The sequence below is a fragment of the Enterobacter cloacae complex sp. HYC003_NIDB genome, assembly GCF_056673375.1.
In genome coordinates this window covers 1,368,732-1,389,722 of record NZ_CP114220.1, presented here as the reverse complement: position 1 = coordinate 1,389,722, position 20,991 = coordinate 1,368,732, and the positions used below count along the sequence as shown (strand labels likewise).

The following is a 20,991-nucleotide window of genomic DNA, read 5'->3' as shown; positions in this document are numbered from 1 at the left end:
GGAATGGAGTTTAACACGGAACCTGCAAGGAGAGAACCGGGCGATCCTTCGCCCGGCATGACGATCAATGTGGCGCTTTTTCGCTGTCGTCCGCGTCCAGCACTACCTCTTCCGGGCGGATCACCGAGATCAGCTTGAAAATCAGGCTCAGGCCGACGCCGACGATGGTCGCCAGCGCCATCCCCTTCAGCTCTGCCGCGCCGATGTGCACCTTCGCGCCGCTCACGCCGATAATCAGGATAACGGAAGTGAGGATCAGGTTCTGCGCCTTGCTGTAATCCACTTTGGATTCAATCAGCACGCGAATACCGGAGGCACCGATCACCCCGTACAGCAGCAGAGAAACGCCGCCCATCACCGGAACCGGGATAATCTGGATCGCCGCCGCCAGTTTACCAACGCAGGAGAGCAGAATGGCGATGATCGCCGCGCCGCCGATAACCCAGGTGCTGTAGACGCGGGTGATCGCCATTACGCCGATATTCTCACCGTAAGTCGTGTTTGGCGTGGAGCCGAAGAAACCGGAGATAATGGTCGAGAAGCCGTTCGCAAACATGGAGCGGTGCAGGCCCGGATCGCGGATCAGGTCGCGCTTCACGATGTTCGCCGTCACCACCAGGTGGCCGACGTGCTCAGCAATCACCACCAGCGCGGCAGGCAGAATGGTGAAAATGGCGAACCATTCAAAGCGCGGGGTGTAGAAGGTTGGCAGCGCGAACCAGTGCGCCTCGGCAATCGGGGTGGTATCCACAACGCCCATCACGAAGGAGAGCGCGTAACCCGCCAGCACGCCGATCAGGATCGGGATAATCGCCATAAAGCCGCGGAACAGGACGGAACCGAATACCGTCACGCCCAGCGTCACCAGCGAAATAATAATGGTTTTGGAATCCGGTGACTGACCGTCCGCAGGCAGCAGCCCGGCCATGTTCGCCGCCACGCCCGCCAGCTCCAGGCCGATGACGGCAACGATGGCCCCCATTGCCGCAGGCGGGAACATCACGTCCAGCCAGCCGGTACCGGCCTTCTTCACAATGAAGGAGACCAGGCAGAACAGCACGCCGCACATGATAAAGCCGCCCAGCGCGACCTCATAACCCAGCGGCAGCAACAGCAGAACCGGGGAGATAAACGCGAAGCTCGACCCGAGATAGGCCGGGATTTTGCCTTTACAGATGAAGAGGTAAAGTAGCGTACCGATGCCGTTAAACAGCAGCACGGTAGCCGGGTTAATGTGAAACAGGATTGGCACCAGCACTGTTGCGCCAAACATGGCGAACAGGTGCTGCAAACTAAGCGGGATTGTCTGTAAAAGCGGCGGTCTTTCACTCACCCCGATAGCACGGCGCGTCATAGTGTTTTCCTCTGAGTGTCATTGTTGGTTTTTATTCAAAAAAAAGCCGACTATCAAAGTCGGCTTCTTTATCGTTATTCGATTATTTAGTACCAAAAATCTTATCGCCGGCATCGCCGAGCCCCGGGATGATGTACCCGTGCTCGTTCAGTCCCTGGTCGACAGACGCGGTATAGAGTTCAACGTCCGGGTGCGCTTTTTCCAGCGCCGCGATACCTTCCGGCGCCGCAACCAGCACCAGCACTTTGATGCTGCTGCATCCCGCTTTTTTCAGCAGGTCGATGGTGGCGATCATCGAACCGCCGGTCGCCAGCATCGGGTCAACCACCAGCGCCATACGCTCGTCGATGTTAGAGACCAGCTTCTGGAAGTACGGGACCGGCTCAAGCGTCTCTTCGTTACGGTAGATACCCACCACGCTGATACGCGCGCTTGGGACGTGCTCCAGCACGCCTTCCATCATGCCCAGACCCGCACGCAGGATTGGCACCACGGTAATTTTTTTACCTTTGATCTGCTCAACCTGTACCGGACCGTTCCAGCCTTCGATGGTCACTTTTTCCGTTTCCAGATCAGAGGTCGCTTCGTAGGTCAGCAGGCTACCCACTTCAGAAGCCAGTTCGCGAAAACGCTTCGTGCTGATGTCATGCTCACGCATCAGGCCCAACTTGTGTTTAACGAGTGGGTGTTTCACTTCCACAATCTTCATTCTCTTTCTCCTCTGAGGTGGCATCCGCAAAAAAATCGCGGGATTATACCGCTTTTTTCGGATTGCGCCATACCCATCTTGCTTGACGTATATCAAGCAAAGTGATTTAGAGACAAAAAAACCGGAGGCGAAGCTCCGGCTTGGGTGCGGGTTCAGCCCGGTGGCGCTGCGCTTACGCGGGCCTACGTGTAGTGTAGGTCGGGTAAGCGTTAGCGCCACCCGACAATTACAGGTTATCGCCGTTGCTGGCAATCACCTGCTTATACCAGTCGAACGATTTCTTCTTGCTGCGGTTCAGCGTGCCGTTACCTTCGTTATCTTTATCGACAAAGATAAAGCCGTAGCGTTTTTTCATCTCGCCTGTGCCGGCAGAGACCAGGTCGATACAGCCCCACGGGGTATAGCCCATCAGATCTACGCCATCCTCCACCACCGCTTTTTTCATCTCGCGGATGTGTGCGGAAAGGTAGTCGATGCGGTACTGGTCGTTCACCGTGCCGTCGCTTTCCTGCACGTCGATCGCGCCAAAGCCGTTCTCAACAATAAACAGCGGCAGTTGGTAGTGATCCCAGAACCAGTTGAGGGAGTAGCGAAGCCCCACCGGGTCAATCTGCCAGCCCCAGTCCGATTTCTGCACGTACGGGTTAGAGACCAGGCTCTTGCTCTCGTCGTAGTCCAGCTGCGGGTTGTCCGCCGTCGCCTTGGTAGCAAAAGACATGTAGTAGCTGAACCCGATGTAATCCACGCAGCCCTGCGTCAGCGCCACTTTATCTTCTTCGGTGATATCCAGCGCGAAGCCGCGACGTTCAAAGTAGTTGAGCAGATGCTGCGGATACTTGCCGCGCACGTGAACGTCGGTGAACCAGTAGCGACGATGCATGGCGTTCATCGCCATCATCATATCGTCCGGGGCACAGGTCAGCGGATAGATGGGGCACATGGCAATCATGCAGCCGATTTGCAGTGACGGGTTGATCTCGCGCCCCGCCTTCACCGCCAGAGCACTGGCCACCAGCTCATAGTGCGCCGCCTGGAACATCACCGGCTCGCGATCTTCTCCCGGCGCATATTTCAGCCCGGAGTTGGTAAACGGCGCAAAGTCTTCGTGGAAGTTGGCCTGGTTGTTGATCTCGTTAAAGGTCATCCAGTACTTCACTTTATGCTGGTAGCGCTCAAAAACGACCTTCGCGAAGCGAACAAAGAAGTCGATCAGCTTACGGTTGCGCCAGCCGCCGTATTCCGTCACCAGGTGGAAAGGCATCTCGAAGTGGGAAAGCGTGATCACCGGCTCGATGCCGTGCTTCAGGCACTCGTCAAAAAGATCGTCATAGAATTTGAGTCCCGCTTCGTTCGGCTCCAGCTCGTCGCCTTTCGGGAAGATACGCGTCCAGGCGATGGAGGTGCGGAAGCATTTGAACCCCATCTCGGCAAAGAGTTTGATGTCTTCTTTATAGCGGTGATAAAAGTCGATGGCTTCGTGGTTTGGGTAATTTTTCCCCTCCAGCACGCCGTTGGTGATTTCACGCGGTACCCCGTGGGCGCCTGCCGTCATGACATCGGCAACGCTCACGCCCTTGCCGCCCTCTTTCCAGCCGCCTTCGAGCTGGTGCGCCGCAACGGCCCCACCCCACAGAAAACCTGCTTTAAATCCTGACATTCGCTATCCCTCATTCTGCGTTATTTTCTGCAAAAACAGTTACAGAAACCGGTTTCAGTTTGATGATGTGCAAAGGGGATAGCCGTTGCAAGCAGATCGCCGAAACCGGTTTCATTTTCGTGAACAGAGTCAAGTTTGTTGCCCTAGACAGCCCGCACAGAAAAAAAGATCCTCGCGCCGAGAATAGGCTCGCAAACGTTTGCCTGGACTGTTAGAATTGCGCCGATTTTTCTTACTAGCTATGCAATCGCGTGGGGATTTAAGCCGTGACCAACAAAACTTCTCTCAGCTACAAAGATGCCGGTGTTGATATTGACGCAGGTAATGCGCTGGTTGACCGAATCAAAGGTGTGGTGAAAAAAACCCGCCGCCCGGAAGTGATGGGTGGCCTGGGTGGATTCGGCGCACTGTGCGCGCTGCCGCAAAAATATCGTGAACCTGTGCTGGTCTCGGGTACGGATGGTGTCGGTACAAAACTGCGCCTGGCGATGGATCTTAAGCGTCACGATACGATTGGTATCGATCTGGTGGCGATGTGCGTCAACGACCTGGTGGTACAGGGCGCCGAGCCGCTGTTCTTCCTCGATTACTACGCGACCGGCAAGCTGGACGTGGATACCGCAGCCAGCGTCATTAACGGTATCGCCGAAGGCTGCCTGCAATCCGGCTGTGCGCTGGTCGGCGGTGAAACCGCGGAAATGCCTGGCATGTATCACGGTGAAGATTATGACGTCGCAGGCTTCTGCGTCGGCGTGGTAGAAAAATCAGAAATTATCGACGGCAGCAAAGTGGCTGACGGCGATGTGCTGGTTGCGCTGGCCTCCAGCGGTCCGCACTCCAACGGCTACTCTCTGGTGCGTAAAATCCTCGAAGTGAGCGGTTGCGACCCGCTGACCACCGAGCTGGACGGCAAACCGCTGGCCGATCACCTGCTGGCCCCGACCCGCATCTACGTGAAAAACGTGCTGGAGCTGATTGAGAACGTTGACGTGCACGCCATCGCTCACCTCACCGGCGGCGGCTTCTGGGAAAACATTCCGCGCGTGCTGCCGGACAATACCCAGGCGGTGATCGACGCATCCTCATGGCAGTGGCCGTCCGTCTTCAACTGGCTGCAAACCGCAGGCAACGTGAGCTCTCACGAAATGTACCGCACCTTTAACTGCGGCGTGGGCATGGTTATCGCCCTGCCCGCCAGCGAAGCGGATAAAGCGGTTAAGCTGCTGACAGAAAAAGGTGAAAACGCGTGGAAAATCGGTACGATTAAAGCTTCCGATTCCGAACAGCGTGTGGTCATTGAATGAAAAACATCGTGGTGCTCATTTCCGGCAACGGAAGCAATTTGCAGGCAATCATAGACGCCTGCAAACAGAAGAAAATCAATGGCACCATTCGGGCAGTATTCAGCAACAAGGCCGATGCATTCGGCCTTGAGCGCGCGCGGGAAGCGAACATTCCTGCGCACGCGCTGGAAGCCAGCCAGTTCGCCGGGCGTGAAGCCTTTGACCGTGAGCTGGTGCAGGAGATTGACGCCTACGCACCTGACGTGGTGGTGCTGGCAGGCTACATGCGCATCCTGAGCCCGGCTTTTGTTGCACACTACGCCGGACGACTGCTCAATATCCACCCTTCCCTGCTGCCAAAATACCCCGGTCTGCACACCCATCGTCAGGTGCTGGAGAACGGCGATGAGGAGCATGGTACCTCCGTGCATTTCGTCACCGACGAGCTGGACGGCGGTCCGGTCATTTTGCAGGCAAAAGTACCGGTCTTTGACGGCGACAACGAAGACGACGTGACCGAACGTGTGCAGACGCAGGAACACGCCATTTATCCGCTGGTGGTAAGCTGGTTTGTCGATGGACGTCTGGAGATGCGCAACGGCGCAGCCTGGCTGGACGGCGTGAAGTTGCCCCCGCAGGGTTATGCGGCTGAAGAGTAGTCTGTTTGAATTGCCCGGCGGCGCTTCGCTTGCACGGGCCTACGGTCCCGTAGGTCGTGGTAAGCGCAGCGCCACCCGACACCCCCTCCCCCAACCCTCTAAATTCCCCAACAAAAAAATAACTGTCATACTTTTCTGGCACTGTTGGACATATCGTGGAAATGCTCGCCATAATAAGGACGAGACGGATTTACCACGTCCTGTGATTGAACTGGAGTGTGAGCTGTAATGGGTCAGGAAAAGTTATACATCGAGAAAGAGCTAAGCTGGTTAGCATTCAACGAACGTGTACTTCAGGAAGCGGCCGATAAAAGCAACCCGCTGATTGAACGTATGCGTTTTTTAGGCATCTATTCCAACAATCTGGATGAGTTCTACAAGGTTCGCTTCGCCGAACTGAAACGCCGAATCATCATCAGCGAAGAACAGGGCTTAAACTCCCACTCGCGGCATCTGCTTGGAAAAATCCAGTCTCGCGTCATGAAAGCCGATCAGGAATTTGATGGCCTCTATAACGAGCTGCTGCTGGAAATGGCACGCAACCAAATCTTCCTGATCAACGAACGCCAGCTCTCCGCGAATCAGCAAAACTGGCTGCGCCACTATTTCAAACATTATCTGCGCCAGCACATTACCCCGATTCTGATCAACCGTGAAACCGATCTGGTGCAGTTCCTGAAAGATGATTACACCTATCTGGCGGTAGAAATCATTCGTGGTGAGACCATTAACTACGCGTTGCTGGAAATACCGTCTGATAAAGTCCCACGCTTTGTAAACCTGCCGCCGGAAACCCCGCGCCGGCGTAAGCCGATGATCCTGCTGGATAACATCCTGCGCTACTGCCTGGACGATATCTTCAAAGGCTTCTTCGATTACGACGCGCTCAACGCCTACTCGATGAAGATGACCCGTGACGCCGAGTACGATCTGGTGCATGAGATGGAGGCCAGCATGATGGAGCTGATGTCTTCCAGCCTCAAGCAGCGCCTGACGGCGGAGCCGGTGCGGTTTGTCTATCAACGCGATATGCCGGACGCGATGGTGGAGATGCTGCGCGATAAGCTGACCATCTCCCGCTACGACTCCATTATCCCCGGTGGGCGTTACCACAACTTTAAAGATTTCATTGGCTTCCCGAACGTCGGCAAGGCCAATCTGGTGAACAAACCGCTGCCGCGCCTGCGCCATATCTGGTTCGATAAGTTCCGCAACGGGTTCGACGCCATCCGCGAACGGGATGTGCTGCTCTACTATCCGTATCACACCTTTGAACACGTGCTGGAATTGCTGCGTCAGGCCTCGTTCGATCCGAACGTGCTGGCGATCAAAATAAACATTTATCGCGTGGCGAAAGATTCCCGTATCATCGATGCGATGATCCACGCGGCGCACAACGGCAAGAAAGTGACCGTGGTGGTTGAGCTCCAGGCTCGCTTCGACGAGGAGGCCAACATCCACTGGGCGCGCCGACTGACGGAAGCGGGCGTACACGTCATCTTCTCCGCGCCAGGGCTGAAAATTCACGCCAAGCTGTTCCTGATCTCCCGTAAAGAGGGCGAGGACGTGGTGCGCTACGCCCATATCGGTACCGGGAACTTTAACGAGAAAACCGCGAGAATCTACACCGACTATTCGCTGCTGACTGCCGATGCCCGCATCACCAACGAAGTGCGTCGGGTGTTCAACTTCATTGAGAACCCGTACCGCCCGGTGAGCTTCGATTATCTGCTGGTGTCACCGCAGAACTCACGGCGCCTGCTGTACGATATGATCGATAAAGAGATTGCCAATGCGCAGAACGGCTTGTCGTCCGGCATCACGCTGAAGCTCAACAATCTGGTGGACAAAGGGCTGGTGGACCGCCTGTACGCGGCCTCCAGCTCCGGCGTTCCGGTAAATCTGCTCATTCGCGGCATGTGCTCGCTCATTCCGGAACTGGAAGGCATCAGCGACAATATCCGCGTGATCAGCATTGTGGATCGCTATCTTGAACACGATCGCGTCTATATTTTCGATAACGCCGGTGATAAGCGCGTATACCTCTCGTCCGCCGACTGGATGACGCGTAACATTGATTACCGTATTGAAGTGGCGGCACCGCTGCTGGATCCTCGCCTTAAGCAGCGTATCCTGGACATTATCGAGATCCTGTTCAGCGATACGGTGAAAGCACGTTATATCGACAAAGAACTCAGTAATCGCTATGTACCGCGCGGCAATCGCCGTAAAGTGCGCTCGCAGCTGGCGATTTACGATTACATTAAATCACTTGAGCAATCCGATTAACCTATGCCAATAAACGATAATACCCCACGCCCGCAGGAGTTCGCCGCGGTCGATCTTGGCTCAAACAGTTTCCATATGGTCATCGCCCGCGAGGTGGATGGCGCGATGCAGATCATCGGTCGTCTGAAGCAGCGTGTGCATCTGGCCGATGGACTCGACGCGCGTAACATGCTGAGCGAAGAGGCCATGGAGCGCGGGCTGAACTGTCTGTCGCTGTTCGCAGAACGTTTGCAAGGCTTTTCGCCGTCCAGCGTCTGCATCGTCGGGACGCATACGCTACGCCAGGCGCTGAACGCGCCGGAGTTTCTTAAGCGCGCGGAAAAGGTTATCCCCTACCCGATTGAGATCATCTCCGGTAACGAAGAAGCGCGCCTGATTTTTATGGGCGTGGAGCATACGCAGCCGGAAAAAGGCCGCAAGCTGGTGATTGATATCGGCGGTGGTTCCACGGAACTGGTGATTGGCGAAGATTTCGAGCCGCGTCTGGTGGAAAGCCGCCGTATGGGCTGCGTCAGCTTCGCGCAGATGTATTTCCCGGGCGGCGTCATCACCCGCGAAAACTTCCAGCGCGCGCGCATGGCCGCCGTACAAAAACTGGAAAATCTGGCCTGGCAATACCGTATTCAGGGCTGGAACGTGGCGCTGGGCGCATCGGGTTCGATTAAAGCGGCCCATGAAGTGCTGCTGGCAATGGGTGAAAAAGACGGGTTTATTACGCCTGAGCGCCTGGTGAAACTCACCGAAGAGGTGCTTAAGCATAAGAGCTTCGACGCCCTGAGTTTGCCGGGTCTGTCCGACGAACGTAAAGCCGTGTTCGTACCGGGGCTGGCGATCCTCTGCGGCGTGTTTGACGCGCTGGCGATTAAAGAGCTGCGCCTCTCTGACGGCGCCCTGCGTGAAGGCGTGCTGTATGAGATGGAAGGCCGTTTCCGTCATCAGGATATTCGCAGCCGCACCGCGCAGAGCCTGGCAAACCAGTACAACATCGACCGCGAACAGGCGAAACGGGTGCTCGAAACCACGGTTCAGATGTACGAGCAGTGGGAGGAGCAGAATCCGAAGCTGGCGCATCCGCAGCTGGCCGCGCTGTTGAAATGGGCCGCCATGTTGCACGAGGTGGGGCTGAACATTAACCACAGCGGAATGCATCGCCATTCAGCCTATATTCTGCAAAACAGCGATCTGCCTGGTTTCAACCAGGAGCAGCAAACCATGATGGCGACGCTGGTGCGCTATCACCGCAAAGCCATCAAGCTCGACGATCTGCCGCGCTTTACGTTATTTAAGAAAAAGCAGTTCCTGCCGCTCATTCAGCTGTTGCGCCTGGGCGTGTTGCTCAATAATCAGCGACAGGCAACCACCACGCCGCCGACGCTGAAGCTAAAAACGGATGACTATCACTGGACGCTGAGCTTCCCGAACGACTGGTTTAGCCAGAACGCGCTGGTGCTGCTGGATCTGGAAAAAGAGCAGCAGTACTGGGAAGCGGTCACCGGCTGGCTGTTGAAGATTGAAGAAGAGAGTTCTGAGGCGGCAGCGTAACGGCTCAGGCGGTCTCCTGAGAAGGCTGCGTGTTGAGCAACGTATCAAGCTCAGCCGGCAACCCAATCAAATAGCCCTGCACATAATCGATACCTAGCGCGTGCACCGCGCTACGTATCTCTTCCGTTTCCACATATTCCGCCACCACCAGCATTTTCTTCATCCGGGCCAGATGGCAAATGGAAGCCACAATCTGGTAATCCAGGCTGTTGCTGACAATATTGCGAATAAAGCCGCCGTCGATTTTGAGAATGTCTGCGTCCACGCTTTTTAACCGCGCATAGCTGGCGTAGCCCGTGCCAAAATCATCAATGGCGATCCGGATGCCCATTTTTTGTAATTTCCTGAGGGTCGACGCCGCCAGATCCGCATGACCAAAGGCGCTGCTTTCGGTCACTTCAAAGATCAGCTGCCACGCTTCAACGGCGTATTTGGCTAACAGGCGGCTCACTTCAAGCGGGAACTGCGCCCTGTAGGCGGTAGAAGGTGCGAGGTTGATCGCAAAGCGCTGGCCCGGCAAACGCTGGCGGTGCTGTGCCAGAAAACTCAACGTATGCTCCAGTACCCATAAATCAACACGCGACGATAAACCAAACTCCTGTGCAATGGGCAGGAACTGCTCGGGAAAGATCAGCGCCCCGTTATCATCACGCATTCGCAGCAGCACCTCGTGATAACAATCACCGCGCAGCCCGCGAACAGGCTGAACCAGCAGGGTAAAAGCGTCCTGCTCCAGCGTGGCCTGCAAACGACTCATCATCGCGACCTTATCTTTCAGGCTACGCTGCAAATGAACAGCCCCGCGCTGCTGAAGATTTTCCGGGTGGTTGGTAGAAAGGGAGAGATCGGCCACGATACCCAGTTCCCCCAGCACCAGATAGAGATGATTGACGGGTGAGCGTACATAGCAATAGCTCACGCCGACCTGAGGCTGTACCGGCATACCATCCCAGATAAAAACAAACTGCTTGATATGCTCGTCCAGCGTTTCAATGCGCTGTTGATGCGACTCCGCCTCCAGACGCACCGCCATGTCATACCCGGTGAGGTGATAGACTCGCTCATTGGGCTGAAGGGTGCCGTTTATCCATTGCGCCAGCTGCTGTTTATACTGGATCCGCAGCATCACGCCGTAATTGCGTCCCAGCACCTCCAGCTCGGGCACGCGCAGTAAACAGAGCGCTGACCACGGATGACTGGCCAGCTCGCGCGACAGCGCCCGCAGGTTGGGCATATGCACCACCGGATCGAGAAAAGCCTGACTGCGGGAGCGAATATTGATGGCCCGCTGACGTGTCGCCAGCATCGACATGTACGTCACAACGAAGGAAAAGACCAGATAGCTGGATGAGGTGATCGCCAGCTGAATGCCATACCCCTCTTGCACCGGAATGTAGTGATAAAAAAAGTGAATCGACACCAGCAGGACCGGCGTCCAGATGAGTGACATCAGCTTGTAGCCAAAGCGCATCGCCCCCCAGAGCATAACGGGCATCAGCAGGGACAAGGTGTAGTTGGTACTGAAAATGGAACTGTTTGCATTCATAGGCAGCAGCAGCATGACCAGCAACCCGCCCAGGGCTATAAACCACACCACAAACTCAAAGGCCGTCACCTTTTTGTCTATTTGCGCGCGGAGCTGGGACACCAGTCCCTTGATATAGCGCGGATGACGTATCAGACGGATCAGCAGGTAGCTTAGCGGCACGCCCGTCAGCCCGCTCACCAGCAGCCCCTGATAGTTAATAAGGGTCCGAATATTGAGGGGATTCAGTCCTGCGAGGCTCTGGCGGCTCTCATAGACGCCGAGATAGACCGCAAACTGAAACAGCAGCAGAAATAGCGTTGCCGGGCAAAACACCTGCCAGAAAATACGCTGCCCCATCAGGCGTATGTCACCGTAAGCGGTCATATTGCGCCGGGGCGCAAATACGCGATAACCGCCCCAGCTGAGCACCAGAGGAACGATAAAATGCAGAATGCCGGCCATGGCTTCAAATAACCCAACGGAGGGGTAATAACGTAAAAACAGCGACACCACCACCCCGGGGAGGGCTTCCAGGCCAAAGAATAACATCAGCGTCAGCAAAAAGGAGAGCGGGAGATAATAGAGCGCAACGATACCGTCGCCCAACTGCGTTAAGGTATTAGCCACACTAAGCACCGGGAGTAACACGACGGGTAAAATAAGAGGAAGTGCCCACCAGCGGTCTTTATTTTGCTTCAGGATGTGGTGAATATTCATAGATGCTCGTTTACAACCCTTGCGCTCCAGAGGGTAAATGAAGACAGGCATCCAACCTGACGTACACGTTGCCTGGAAATTCCTGGCAAGCACAGTGGAGGAGGGATTTTAAATAGCAACGACGGGATGCGGTTGACCTAAATCAAATTAATTTATCTGAATAAACCTTTTTCACGTTTTTTTTGAATATTTTTCCTGTAATTATCAATGCGATAAATAAAAGCGATGTTTTTAATAACATAAATTAATGTAAGCATTGACGCTATTTTACATTTCGCCGAATTGACCCTGACTTGCGGCTGTGCCTTAATAGCCGCATCGCCCAAAAGGGTATACTCAGGAAAAGAAAGTGAGTCAGGCTACGCGTATGCGAAAACGACATCGATTTAACACCCGGATGACCCGCATCATACTGCTTATCAGTTTCCTGTTTTTCTTTGGCCGCTTTGTTTATTCCTCCATTGGCGCCTGGTATCACCATCAGGACAAAATTCAGTCGCAGCAAACCAGTCTTAGCGTTGAAACGCCCGAGCGCTAACGTACCGGGTGTTTTTGCACTATTCGAATAATGCCTGCAATCCTTTTGTACGAGCGATTTCATCCGACCGGGTATGGTCATCACCGCAGATTTACCTCGGGTTGACGCGGGTCTTTTCCGGACTGGCGATAGCCGCCAACTATCTCCGATACCTAAAAATGATTATCTGTCAGATGGCGGGTCGGGTCGGGAAAAAGTGACTCACGTGGCGTGGGATAACAAACCAGGATGGCTCGTGGTTAGTAAGAGTGAGCGGATGAATGATCCTGAACCTGAGCGCGCGATGGCAAAGTTTCGCAGGTCGGGTAGGCTCAGCGCCACCCGACAAGAAAAGCCGATTTCAGCGCCTGTTATCTACAGGATAACTCCTGTTAATCCATGCGTGGTCCTTCTCCCACGTAAACATCCATTTGCGCACCGGGCCGGCCATCACGTTGAGGTAATAACTGTCATACCCGGCCATCGTTGCCACAGGATGGTACCCCCTGGGCACCATCACCACGTCACGGTTATAGACCGCCATACACTCATCCAGCGTTCTGTCGTCGGTGTAGACGCGCTGCATGCAGAAACCCTGCGCAGGGTTAAGACGATGGTAGTAGGTTTCTTCCAGGTACGTCTCCTGCGACGGGTTATCGGTGTCGTGCTTATGACTGGGATACGAGCTGGTGCAGCCCTCACTGGTCCACACTTCCACCACCAGCAGGCTGTCGGCAGGTTTGTCTTCTGGCAGGATGTTGTGCACGTAGCGCTGGTTGTGGCCCATACCGCGCGCTTCACCGTCGATATCCTGTGGGGCAATCAGCCGCGTCGGATACGCTCCTGTGCCCGGCGCAGCGCAGACGGCCAGCTCCAGCTTAGTCAGCGCTTTCACCTCTACAGTCTCCTGTGGGGTCACGTAAACCGCCCAGGGCTTAATGCGCTCGAACGGACTCATCCGCTCGCCGATGTCGTTAAACCGGGCGGAAGGGGTGCTGATGGAAGCGCGACCGGCAACCAGCACCAGACAGCGCTCTTCGCTGACAGCAGGCAGCGTCAGCTGCTGCCCCTCCTGCAACTCATAAGCTTCAAAGCCGACATACCCCCAGTCAGCGCTTTCTGGCGTAACGGACTGCGTGCGCCCCTCCGCGTTCGGCTGTTGCCAGCGTGATAACAGACGTGACATGTCACCTCCTCAAATAAGTCCGGCATTGCGCGCCAGGCGGTGCAGGTTGTTATACCCCAGTCGGGCATAGGTAAGCGGATGGGCGATTGCCGGGTCCTGCTCCGCCTCGACCACCAGCCAGCCGCGATAGTCCTGCGCCTTCAGCAGTTGCATGATCGGCGGGTAGTCGACGCAGCCGTCGCCCGGCACGGTAAACACGCCGCTCAGCACCGCATCGAGGAAGCTGGTTTTGCGGTTTTTCACGTCCGCCAGCACGTCGGCACGCACGTCTTTGCAGTGAACGTGGTTGATACGCGACGCCCAGCGCTGCGCCACCGCCAGCGGATCGGCCCCGGCAAAGGTCAGGTGACCGGTATCCAGCAGCAGTCCCACCGCTTCGCCGGTGTGGGCCATCAGGTTGTCCACGTCGTCGGCGGACTCAATCACCGTGCCCATATGGTGATGGTAGGCAATCTGCACGCCCTGCTGCTGGGTGTAGCGGGCAAATTCGGTGAGCTTCTCGCCATACTCTTTCCAGCGTTCCTGCGGGAAGCGCGGGCGCAGATGCACCGGGGTCTGCTGCTCGCCATGAATGCAGCCGCTCACTTCCGCAAAGACCAGCACCTTCGCCCCCAGCTCGCGCAGCAGCGTCAGATGCGACTGCACGGCGGCGATCTCCTCCTCCACGCTGCGCTCCAGCAGGCGGCCGGAGTACCAGCCGGAAACCAGCTGCAGGTCGTGGCGCTGCAGGATGGGGCCGAGCAGGTGCGCTTCGCGCGGGAACTTATTGCCCAGCTCGAAACCGGCGAAACCGGCCTCTTTCCCTTCGCTCAGACAGGTCTCCAGCGAGGTTTCCGCCCCGAGAGAAGGCAGATCGTCGTTCGTCCACGTCAGCGGGTTAATGCCTAATTGCACACTCATTGTCGTCTCCATTATGCGTGTCCGCGCTCGCGCCACCAGGCGATAAGCTGTAGGTAGTTGTCCCGGATGCGCGCCACCAGCTGCGCATCGTCAATATCATGTTTCAGCCACGCGCGGGAAGCATCGCCAAACAGCGTGCGTCCCACGGCGAAACCTTTCACCAGCGGCTGCCCCGCCGCGGCTCTGAAGTCGGCCCGGAGCTGTTCTGCCGGAGCATCCAGCCCGAGGATCACCACCCCACGGCAGTACGGGTCCCGGCGTTCGATAATCTCGCTCAACGCCGTCCAGCCCTCTGCGGAGAGCGGTGGCAGTTTCCACCAGTCGGGGTAAATCCCCAGGTTGTAGAAGCGAGAAATGGCCCGCAGGTAAAGTTCGTCGCTGCGCGGCATGCTGGCGGGCAAAATCACTTCCAGCAGCAGCTCGTGCCCGGACTGGCAGCAGGCGTGGTACACCTCGGCGATTTTCTGCTCCTGCTCCAGGCGCAGACCGTGGGCATCTTCCGGGTGGAAGAAGACCAGACACTTCACCACGTGCTCCTGCGGCCAGCTGATAAGCTGGGTTCCGATGTTGCCGTGCTCCATCTCCAGAGGCCGGGAGCCAGGCAGCTCGATGGGGCGGCCAATCCACCACCCTTCCCCGGTGATGGCGTTCAGCGCGTCCTGACCAAAGGTGCCGTCGCACAGCAGACCAGCTTTACCTTCCAGCCCGGCGCGGCTCGCCGCCTCGCGGCTGGCCTGCAGGATCAGTTGCTTCAGCGCCGGAATGCGCTTAAGCGACGCGCCGCACTGCATCGCCATATCCTCAAGCTGGCTGCGGTGATCGAACGCCATCACGCACAGCTCCGGCCACTCGCGGCGACGGGTGGTCACCCGGTGGAGATGGTTAAGACGCGGGTCGAGATCCGGGCGCGGCACATCCGCAGCGCGGGAGAGATAGTCATCCAGCTCGATTTTGCTCGGCATCGCCGGGGCGCAGCCGTGGCGCGACACCACCAGCGCGCCGCAGGCGTTGGCATAGCGGCACGCCTGCTCCCAGCCCTCGTCGTTCAGGTAGCCGCGCAGCAGGCCGGACATAAATGCGTCCCCCGCGCCGAGGACGTTTAGCACCTCCACGCGCACGCCGGTCACCGTCAGGCCGTCGTCCAGCCGGGGCGGAATAGCGTCTGTATAGACCGAGCAGCCCAGCGCGCCGCGCTTGCAGACCAGCGTCGCCTGACTCACGCCACGCACCTGAGCCAGCGCCTGTAACGTATCCGTACTGCCACCCGCAATGTGAAACTCCTCTTCGGTGCCGACAATGACGTCGAAGAGGTGCAGCACCTCCTGTAGCTCACGGGTGACCTTGTCGGCGGCGATAAATCGCGTTTCACCGTCGCCTAAGGAGGTCAGCCCCCACAGCACCGGACGGAAGTCGATGTCCAGCACCGTGCGCACGCCGTGACGGCGGGCATAGCCCAGCGCCGTCAGCACCGCCTCGCGGGTCTGCGGATGAGAAAGATGCGTCCCGGTGATGGCAAGACAACGGGCGGAGGCAATGTAGCTTTCGTCCACATCGCTGGCCGTAATAGCCATATCCGCGCAGTTATCGCGATAAAAAATCAGAGGAAAAGTGTCCCGGTCTTTAATGCCGAGTAGCACCAGCGCCGTGAGGCGTTCTTTATCAATAATCAGATGGCGGGTATCGCAGCCAACCTGGTTGAGCTCTTCGCGCAGGAAGCGGCCCATATGTTCATCGCCAACGCGCGCCAGCATCGACGAGCGTAAACCCTGGCGCGCGGTGCCGTACGCCACGTTGCCGGAAGACCCGCCGAGATATTTGGCGAAGCTCGACGCGTCCTCCAGACGGGCACCAACCTGCTGGCTGTAGAGGTCTACCGCCACGCGGCCCATGCATATCACATCAAACTGCTTTTCCACGTTGATACCTCATCAGACAATATCGTTCACGTTCAGCCAGCGGCCTTCCAGGTGTGAGAGCGCGATCGCGTCCAGCACGCGCGACACCTTCCAGCCCTCTTCGAAGTCCGGCCACATTGGCGCGTCGGCGGCAATCCCGTCCACCAGGTCGCGCACCTCCACCGTTTTTTGATCGTTAAAGCCAATACCATGGCCCGCGCCCATGCAGAACGCGGCGTAGTCCGGGTGCGCCGGGCCAACGAGCAGCGTGCGGAACCCCTGACGGTTCACCGGATCGTCATGCAGATAGAGCTTCAGCTCCGCCATGCGCTCCTGGGTGAAGCTGATGGCGCCCTTCGTCCCGGTGATGACGTACGACAGCCCCATCTTGCGGCCGCAGGCGACGCGGGAGGTTTCAATGACGCCCTGCGCCCCGCTCGCGAAGCGCACCATCGCGTGGGCCTGATCCTCGTTTTCGACGGCAATCATCTCCGACGATCCGGCCTTCGCCGGGCGCTCCGGGACCACGATCTTCAGGTCGCCGCAGACCTGCTCGATATCCCCCACCAGGTACTGGGCCATATTGACGATGTGCGCCGCAAGGTCGCCCAGCGCGCCCAGCCCGGCGGTCTCTTTAAAGCAGTGCCAGTGAATGGGCGACAGCGGGTCGGCCATGTAGTCTTCGTTGTGGGTGCCGTAGAAGTGGATCACCTCGCCAATCTCGCCGCGGGCGATAATCTCCTTCGCCAGCTGCGCGGTCGGGTTCTTCATGTAGTTGAACCCCACCAGCGTTTTCACCCCGGCCCGCTTCGCGGCATCGACCATCGCGCGCGCGTCGTGGGCGTTAAGCGCCAGCGGCTTCTCCGAGTAGACGTGCTTGCCGTGGCGGATCGCCTCCAGCGCCATCTCTTTATGCAGATGGTTGGGTGAGCAAATATCCACTACATCAATGGCCGGGTCGGCCACCAGCGCCCGCCAGTCGCCAGTGGAGCGGTTGAAGCCAAACGCCTGCGCACGTGCTGCCGCCAGCTCCGGCGTGACTTCCGCCACCATCTCGCGCACCAGACTGCCGCGCAGGTTGAACACCGTCGGGGCCTGGGCATAGGCGATGGCGTGCGCCTTGCCGATATACCCGGTGCCAATCAATCCAATACGAATCTCTTTCATCACGATCCTCACAGTGCGCCGCGACGGCTCTTGGCATAGGTATCGAATGCCACCGCCAGAACGATAATTAATCCGGTGATAATTTGCTGGTAGTAGGCCGAGACGTTCATCAGCACCAGGCCGTTAATCAGAATGCCCATGATGATGGAGCCGATAACGGTGCCGCCGATGCGCCCGTAGCCGCCCATCAGCGAGGTACCGCCGATCACCACCGAGGCGATAACGCGCAGCTCAAAGGAGATCCCGGCCACCGCCTCGGCGCTCCCCAGACGCGCGCTCAGAATGAAGCCTGCCAGTCCCGCCAGGCAGCCGATCAGCACGTAGACGCTGACCAGCACGCGCTTGACGTTCACCCCCGCCAGGCGCGCCGCCTCCGGGTTGCCGCCGATGGCGTAGACGAAGCGGCCCCAGCGGGTTTTATGCAGCGCCAGATAGCCGCCGACGGCGACGATGGCGAAGATCCAGATCGGAATGGAAATGCCGAGCAGCTCGCCGCGCCCCCACCAGCGGTAGCCGGGATCGAAACCGGCGATCGGCGCGCCGTCGTTAATCACCAGCGTCAGGCCGCGCCAGATGGTCATCCCGCCGAGGGTAACGATGAACGGCGGAAGGCGCAGGCGAGTGACGCCCAGACCGTGCAGAAAGCCAATCGCCGTGCCCATCGCCAGACAAATCCCCAGCCCGATCAGCCAGCTCATGCCGCCCCAGGCGTTCGGGTCGACGGTGGTGAAGTTATCCCCCTTAATGACGTACGCCGCGGTCATGGCGCACACCGCCAGAATGGAGCCGACGGAGAGGTCGATCCCGGCGGTCAGAATGACGAAGGTCATCCCCACGGCCATGATCCCGTAGATGGAGACTTCGGTCAGAATGTTGAAAATATTGCGTTCAGAGAAAAAGTTGCTGTTCTGCGACTGGAAGAAGATCAGCAGCAGGATCATGAAAATCAGCACCCCGAAGCGCTCGAAGAAGGCGATGGGATCGATGCGTCCGGCGCGTTTGACCGGGGCCTGCGTTTTAGAAATCATCTGCGTCATGGGAAACTCCGTTATGCCGCGTTCAGGGCGTTATGGTTGATAGCCATCATCGTCATCAGCCGTTCTTCGTTAGCGTCGTCACCGTGGATCTCGCCGGTTACCCGACCTTCGCTGAGGGTGATGATCCGGTCAGACACCGCCATCACCTCAGGCAGATCGGAGGAGATCACGATCACCGCCACGCCCTTTTTTGCCATGTCAAACAGCACCTGATGCACTTCCGATTTGGTCCCCACGTCGATGCCGCGCGTCGGCTCATCGACGATCAGCACCCGCGGGTTGAGTGCCATACAGCGCGCGAGGATGACTTTTTGCTGGTTACCGCCGGAGAGCTTGCGCACCTCCTGCGCGCTGTTGACCATTTTGATCTGAAGCGCCTGGCGGTAGGATTCAATCAGATCGTCTTCCTTGCGGGTGTTCACAAACCAGCGCCATTTCAGCAGCGAAGAGAGACAGGAGAGCGACAGGTTATCTCGGATCGACAGCCCCAGCACCGCCCCTTCCTTTTTGCGATCTTCCGGCACCAGCGCCACGCCCTGATCGAGGGCATACAACGGGTCACGCGGCTGATACGGCACGCCGTCCAGTTCAAAGCTGCCCGAGGTAAACGCGTCTGCGCCAAACAGGCAGCGCGCCACCTCGGTACGTCCCGCGCCCACCAGTCCGGCGATGCCCAGCACCTCCCCGGCGTGGACGTGGAAGCTGATGTCGTGCAGGGCAATACCGTGCGGATCCAGCGGCGGCTTCTCGCGGCTCAGCCACTTCACTGCCAGGCGGACGGGTTTGTCTTCATGATGCGTTTCGCTGGCAGGACGGCGGTTAAAGGCTACGTCGCGCCCGACCATCAGGCGGATCAGCTGCTCTACGTTGGTCTCCTCCACCGCGCCGGTGCCGGTGAAGCGGCCGTCCTGGAAAACGGTGAAGCGATCGCAGAGCTGGAAAACTTCGTGCAGGCGGTGAGTTACATAGATAATACTCACGCCACGGTTTTTAAGCTCCCGCACCACGCGGTGCAGGCTTTCTACTTCGCTGTCGCTCAGCGCGGCGGAAGGTTCATCCATGATGATCAGCCGAGCGTTAAGGGTCAGCGCTCTCGCGATCTCCACCATCTGCTGCTGGGCCACGCTCAGGCGGGCAACCGGTGTGGTCGGCGCAACATTCAGTTGCAGGTAATCCAGAATGACCTGCGCCTCCTGGTTTACTGCTTTTTCGTCAACGATCAGGTTGCGCCTGCGCGGTTCGCGCCCGAGAAACATGTTTTCCGCAACGGTCATGTTGGGCAGCAGGTTGAACTCCTGATAGATGGTGATAATGCCCTTGTTCTGGCGTTCCACTGGAGAGTCATCTACCGGCAGCGTTTCGTCGTTAAACCAGATATCCCCGCGGGTTTGCGGCTGCGCGCCCGCGAGCGCTTTCAGCAATGTAGATTTTCCCGCCCCGTTTTCCCCCAGCAGGGCGTGGATTTCTCCGCTACCGACGGTCAGCTGAGCGCTGCTCAGCGCCCAGACGCCGGAAAAGCTTTTTGCCAGGTCGGTCACTTTCAGTAAGGGTTGCGACATCGGTCTGCTCCTCCTCATGTTGAGCCGCCAGAGGCGGCTCGGGACATATCAGTTACCGGCCTCACCGATACGCTCGGCCTGCTGTAGGTTCTCTTTGGTGATCAGCGTCGGCGGGTAGTCGGCTCCGGTGATGGCTTTCTTCTCGCGCACGTTGGCCACCAGCTGGCTCATCGCCGTCTGCACCGCAAAGCCCGGACGCTGATCAGCCGTCACCGCCAGCCAGCCGTCGCGCACGCGAGCCAGCGCTTCCGGTACCGCATCAAAGCCGGTGACCAGAATTTCTCCCGGCTTTACGCCCTGGCCTTGCAGCGCTTCAATAGCCCCCAGCGCCATATCGTCGTTGGCGGAGAGGATCACCTGCGGGCGTTTCGGCAGCGAAGGCAGAACGCTTTCCACAATGCGCATCCCTTCGGAACGCATCCAGTTGCCGGTCTGATCGGCGACGATCTTGTACTTATCCCCGCCCGCCTTCAGACTGTCGCGGATCCCTTTGGTGCGTTCGATATTGGAGGAAGAGCCCGGCTGACCGGTGAGGAGAATGATGTCCGCGCCGTTGGGGAATTTGGTTTTGACGAAATCGCCAATCGCCTGGCCGCCCTTATAGTTGTTGGCGCCGAAGTGCGGCACTTTCTTCTGGCTGTCGACGGAGCGGTCGAGCGTGACCACCGGCAGCTTCGCATCCTGAATTTCATCCACCGCGCTGGAGACCGCGTTTACGTCGTTCGGGGAGACGATAAAGCCCTGCGCCCCGCGGGTGATGGCGTTTTCCAGGTCAGCTACCTGTTTCGGTGAACTGCCCTGCCCGTCCAGCACCTGAAGCTTCACGCCCATCTCTTTTGCGGCTTTCACCGCCGTGCGCTGCATGTGAACTTCAAACGGCATGGCCAGGTTTGGCGTACTGAAAACTATTTGCTCGTTTTCGGCGAGGGCGGCCCCGGACGTCATGGCGATGAGGGCGGCTACGATCAGTTTTTTCATTATTATGTCTCTCT

16 protein-coding genes are annotated in these 20,991 nt (G+C 57.8%); 5 read left to right on the top strand and 11 right to left on the bottom strand.

Going from position 1 to position 20,991, the window contains the following annotated elements; translation table 11 throughout:
- Window positions 1-64 precede the first annotated feature (64 nt).
- The 3 genes from uraA to O1722_RS06580 all read right to left on the bottom strand — a co-directional run bounded on the left by uraA (window position 65) and on the right by O1722_RS06580 (window position 3,720).
- Window positions 65-1,354 carry a uracil permease gene (gene uraA / locus O1722_RS06590; RefSeq protein ID WP_003860558.1) on the bottom strand — a complete coding sequence of 430 codons (1,290 nt, stop codon included), beginning with the start codon at window positions 1,352-1,354 and terminating at the stop codon, window positions 65-67.
- 82 nt (window positions 1,355-1,436) lie between these two features.
- On the bottom strand, window positions 1,437-2,063 hold the full coding sequence (gene upp / locus O1722_RS06585; RefSeq protein WP_003860560.1) for a uracil phosphoribosyltransferase: 627 nt from the start codon (window positions 2,061-2,063) through the stop codon (window positions 1,437-1,439).
- A gap of 226 nt (window positions 2,064-2,289) precedes the next feature.
- The gene (locus tag O1722_RS06580) at window positions 2,290-3,720 is read right to left on the bottom strand and encodes a 6-phospho-beta-glucosidase (protein WP_015572190.1); all 1,431 of its coding nucleotides are present in this window, start codon (window positions 3,718-3,720) and stop codon (window positions 2,290-2,292) included.
- A gap of 266 nt (window positions 3,721-3,986) precedes the next feature.
- Between O1722_RS06580 and purM the strand changes: the two genes are divergently transcribed.
- From purM to ppx, 4 genes are all read left to right on the top strand, one after another.
- Window positions 3,987-5,024, top strand: coding sequence for a phosphoribosylformylglycinamidine cyclo-ligase (gene purM / locus O1722_RS06575; RefSeq protein ID WP_017383509.1), 1,038 nt, complete (start codon window positions 3,987-3,989; stop codon window positions 5,022-5,024).
- Window positions 5,021-5,662 carry a phosphoribosylglycinamide formyltransferase gene (gene purN / locus O1722_RS06570; protein WP_006811493.1) on the top strand — a complete coding sequence of 214 codons (642 nt, stop codon included), beginning with the start codon at window positions 5,021-5,023 and terminating at the stop codon, window positions 5,660-5,662. Before purM ends, purN begins: the two co-directional genes overlap by 4 nt.
- A gap of 228 nt (window positions 5,663-5,890) precedes the next feature.
- Window positions 5,891-7,951 carry a polyphosphate kinase 1 gene (ppk1, locus tag O1722_RS06565; protein WP_032669402.1) on the top strand — a complete coding sequence of 687 codons (2,061 nt, stop codon included), beginning with the start codon at window positions 5,891-5,893 and terminating at the stop codon, window positions 7,949-7,951.
- A gap of 3 nt (window positions 7,952-7,954) precedes the next feature.
- On the top strand, window positions 7,955-9,493 hold the full coding sequence (gene ppx, locus O1722_RS06560; RefSeq protein WP_032671813.1) for an exopolyphosphatase: 1,539 nt from the start codon (window positions 7,955-7,957) through the stop codon (window positions 9,491-9,493).
- A gap of 4 nt (window positions 9,494-9,497) precedes the next feature.
- On the opposite strand, the gene O1722_RS06555 is transcribed toward ppx, so the two are convergent.
- The gene (locus tag O1722_RS06555) at window positions 9,498-11,738 is read right to left on the bottom strand and encodes an EAL domain-containing protein (protein WP_033487437.1); all 2,241 of its coding nucleotides are present in this window, start codon (window positions 11,736-11,738) and stop codon (window positions 9,498-9,500) included.
- Window positions 11,739-12,087: 349 nt separating this feature from the next.
- Between O1722_RS06555 and O1722_RS06550 the strand changes: the two genes are divergently transcribed.
- A complete protein-coding gene (locus O1722_RS06550) occupies window positions 12,088-12,276 on the top strand; it encodes a YfgG family protein (protein WP_032654440.1) in 189 nt (62 codons plus the stop codon).
- 340 nt (window positions 12,277-12,616) lie between these two features.
- Here O1722_RS06550 and iolB read toward each other — a convergent pair whose 3' ends face one another.
- Genes iolB through O1722_RS06515 form a run of 7 tightly spaced genes read right to left on the bottom strand, consistent with a single transcriptional unit; the run spans window position 12,617 to window position 20,977 of the window.
- A complete protein-coding gene (gene iolB / locus O1722_RS06545; RefSeq protein WP_032654443.1) occupies window positions 12,617-13,441 on the bottom strand; it encodes a 5-deoxy-glucuronate isomerase in 825 nt (274 codons plus the stop codon).
- A gap of 9 nt (window positions 13,442-13,450) precedes the next feature.
- Window positions 13,451-14,341, bottom strand: coding sequence for a myo-inosose-2 dehydratase (iolE, locus tag O1722_RS06540; RefSeq protein ID WP_033487439.1), 891 nt, complete (start codon window positions 14,339-14,341; stop codon window positions 13,451-13,453).
- An 11-nt stretch (window positions 14,342-14,352) separates the two neighbouring features.
- Window positions 14,353-16,257: a bifunctional 5-dehydro-2-deoxygluconokinase/5-dehydro-2-deoxyphosphogluconate aldolase gene (locus O1722_RS06535; RefSeq protein WP_047741444.1), complete on the bottom strand. Its 1,905-nt coding sequence runs from the start codon at window positions 16,255-16,257 to the stop codon at window positions 14,353-14,355.
- Window positions 16,258-16,269: 12 nt separating this feature from the next.
- A complete protein-coding gene (locus tag O1722_RS06530; protein ID WP_033487441.1) occupies window positions 16,270-17,403 on the bottom strand; it encodes a Gfo/Idh/MocA family protein in 1,134 nt (377 codons plus the stop codon).
- Between the two features lie 8 nt (window positions 17,404-17,411).
- Entirely contained in the window at window positions 17,412-18,440 is a 1,029-nt protein-coding gene (locus O1722_RS06525) for an ABC transporter permease (RefSeq protein ID WP_032669397.1), read from the bottom strand.
- Window positions 18,441-18,451: 11 nt separating this feature from the next.
- Complete coding sequence (locus O1722_RS06520) at window positions 18,452-19,999, bottom strand: sugar ABC transporter ATP-binding protein (RefSeq protein ID WP_033487443.1); 1,548 nt, start codon at window positions 19,997-19,999, stop codon at window positions 18,452-18,454.
- Window positions 20,000-20,047: 48 nt separating this feature from the next.
- Window positions 20,048-20,977 carry a substrate-binding domain-containing protein gene (locus O1722_RS06515; RefSeq protein ID WP_032654457.1) on the bottom strand — a complete coding sequence of 310 codons (930 nt, stop codon included), beginning with the start codon at window positions 20,975-20,977 and terminating at the stop codon, window positions 20,048-20,050.
- Window positions 20,978-20,991: the final 14 nt, after the last annotated feature.

What these genes read in the sequence shown, in the direction of transcription:
- uraA (WP_003860558.1), bottom strand. Translation starts at nt 1,354, where the DNA reads ATGACGCGCCGTGCTATCGGGGTGAGTGAAAGACCGCCGCTTTTACAG.
- upp (WP_003860560.1), bottom strand. Translation starts at nt 2,063, where the DNA reads ATGAAGATTGTGGAAGTGAAACACCCACTCGTTAAACACAAGTTGGGC.
- O1722_RS06580 (WP_015572190.1), bottom strand. Translation starts at nt 3,720, where the DNA reads ATGTCAGGATTTAAAGCAGGTTTTCTGTGGGGTGGGGCCGTTGCGGCG.
- purN (WP_006811493.1), top strand. Translation starts at nt 5,021, where the DNA reads ATGAAAAACATCGTGGTGCTCATTTCCGGCAACGGAAGCAATTTGCAG.
- ppk1 (WP_032669402.1), top strand. Translation starts at nt 5,891, where the DNA reads ATGGGTCAGGAAAAGTTATACATCGAGAAAGAGCTAAGCTGGTTAGCA.
- ppx (WP_032671813.1), top strand. Translation starts at nt 7,955, where the DNA reads ATGCCAATAAACGATAATACCCCACGCCCGCAGGAGTTCGCCGCGGTC.
- O1722_RS06555 (WP_033487437.1), bottom strand. Translation starts at nt 11,738, where the DNA reads ATGAATATTCACCACATCCTGAAGCAAAATAAAGACCGCTGGTGGGCA.
- iolB (WP_032654443.1), bottom strand. Translation starts at nt 13,441, where the DNA reads ATGTCACGTCTGTTATCACGCTGGCAACAGCCGAACGCGGAGGGGCGC.
- iolE (WP_033487439.1), bottom strand. Translation starts at nt 14,341, where the DNA reads ATGAGTGTGCAATTAGGCATTAACCCGCTGACGTGGACGAACGACGAT.
- O1722_RS06530 (WP_033487441.1), bottom strand. Translation starts at nt 17,403, where the DNA reads ATGAAAGAGATTCGTATTGGATTGATTGGCACCGGGTATATCGGCAAG.
- O1722_RS06525 (WP_032669397.1), bottom strand. Translation starts at nt 18,440, where the DNA reads ATGACGCAGATGATTTCTAAAACGCAGGCCCCGGTCAAACGCGCCGGA.
- O1722_RS06520 (WP_033487443.1), bottom strand. Translation starts at nt 19,999, where the DNA reads ATGTCGCAACCCTTACTGAAAGTGACCGACCTGGCAAAAAGCTTTTCC.
- O1722_RS06515 (WP_032654457.1), bottom strand. Translation starts at nt 20,977, where the DNA reads ATGAAAAAACTGATCGTAGCCGCCCTCATCGCCATGACGTCCGGGGCC.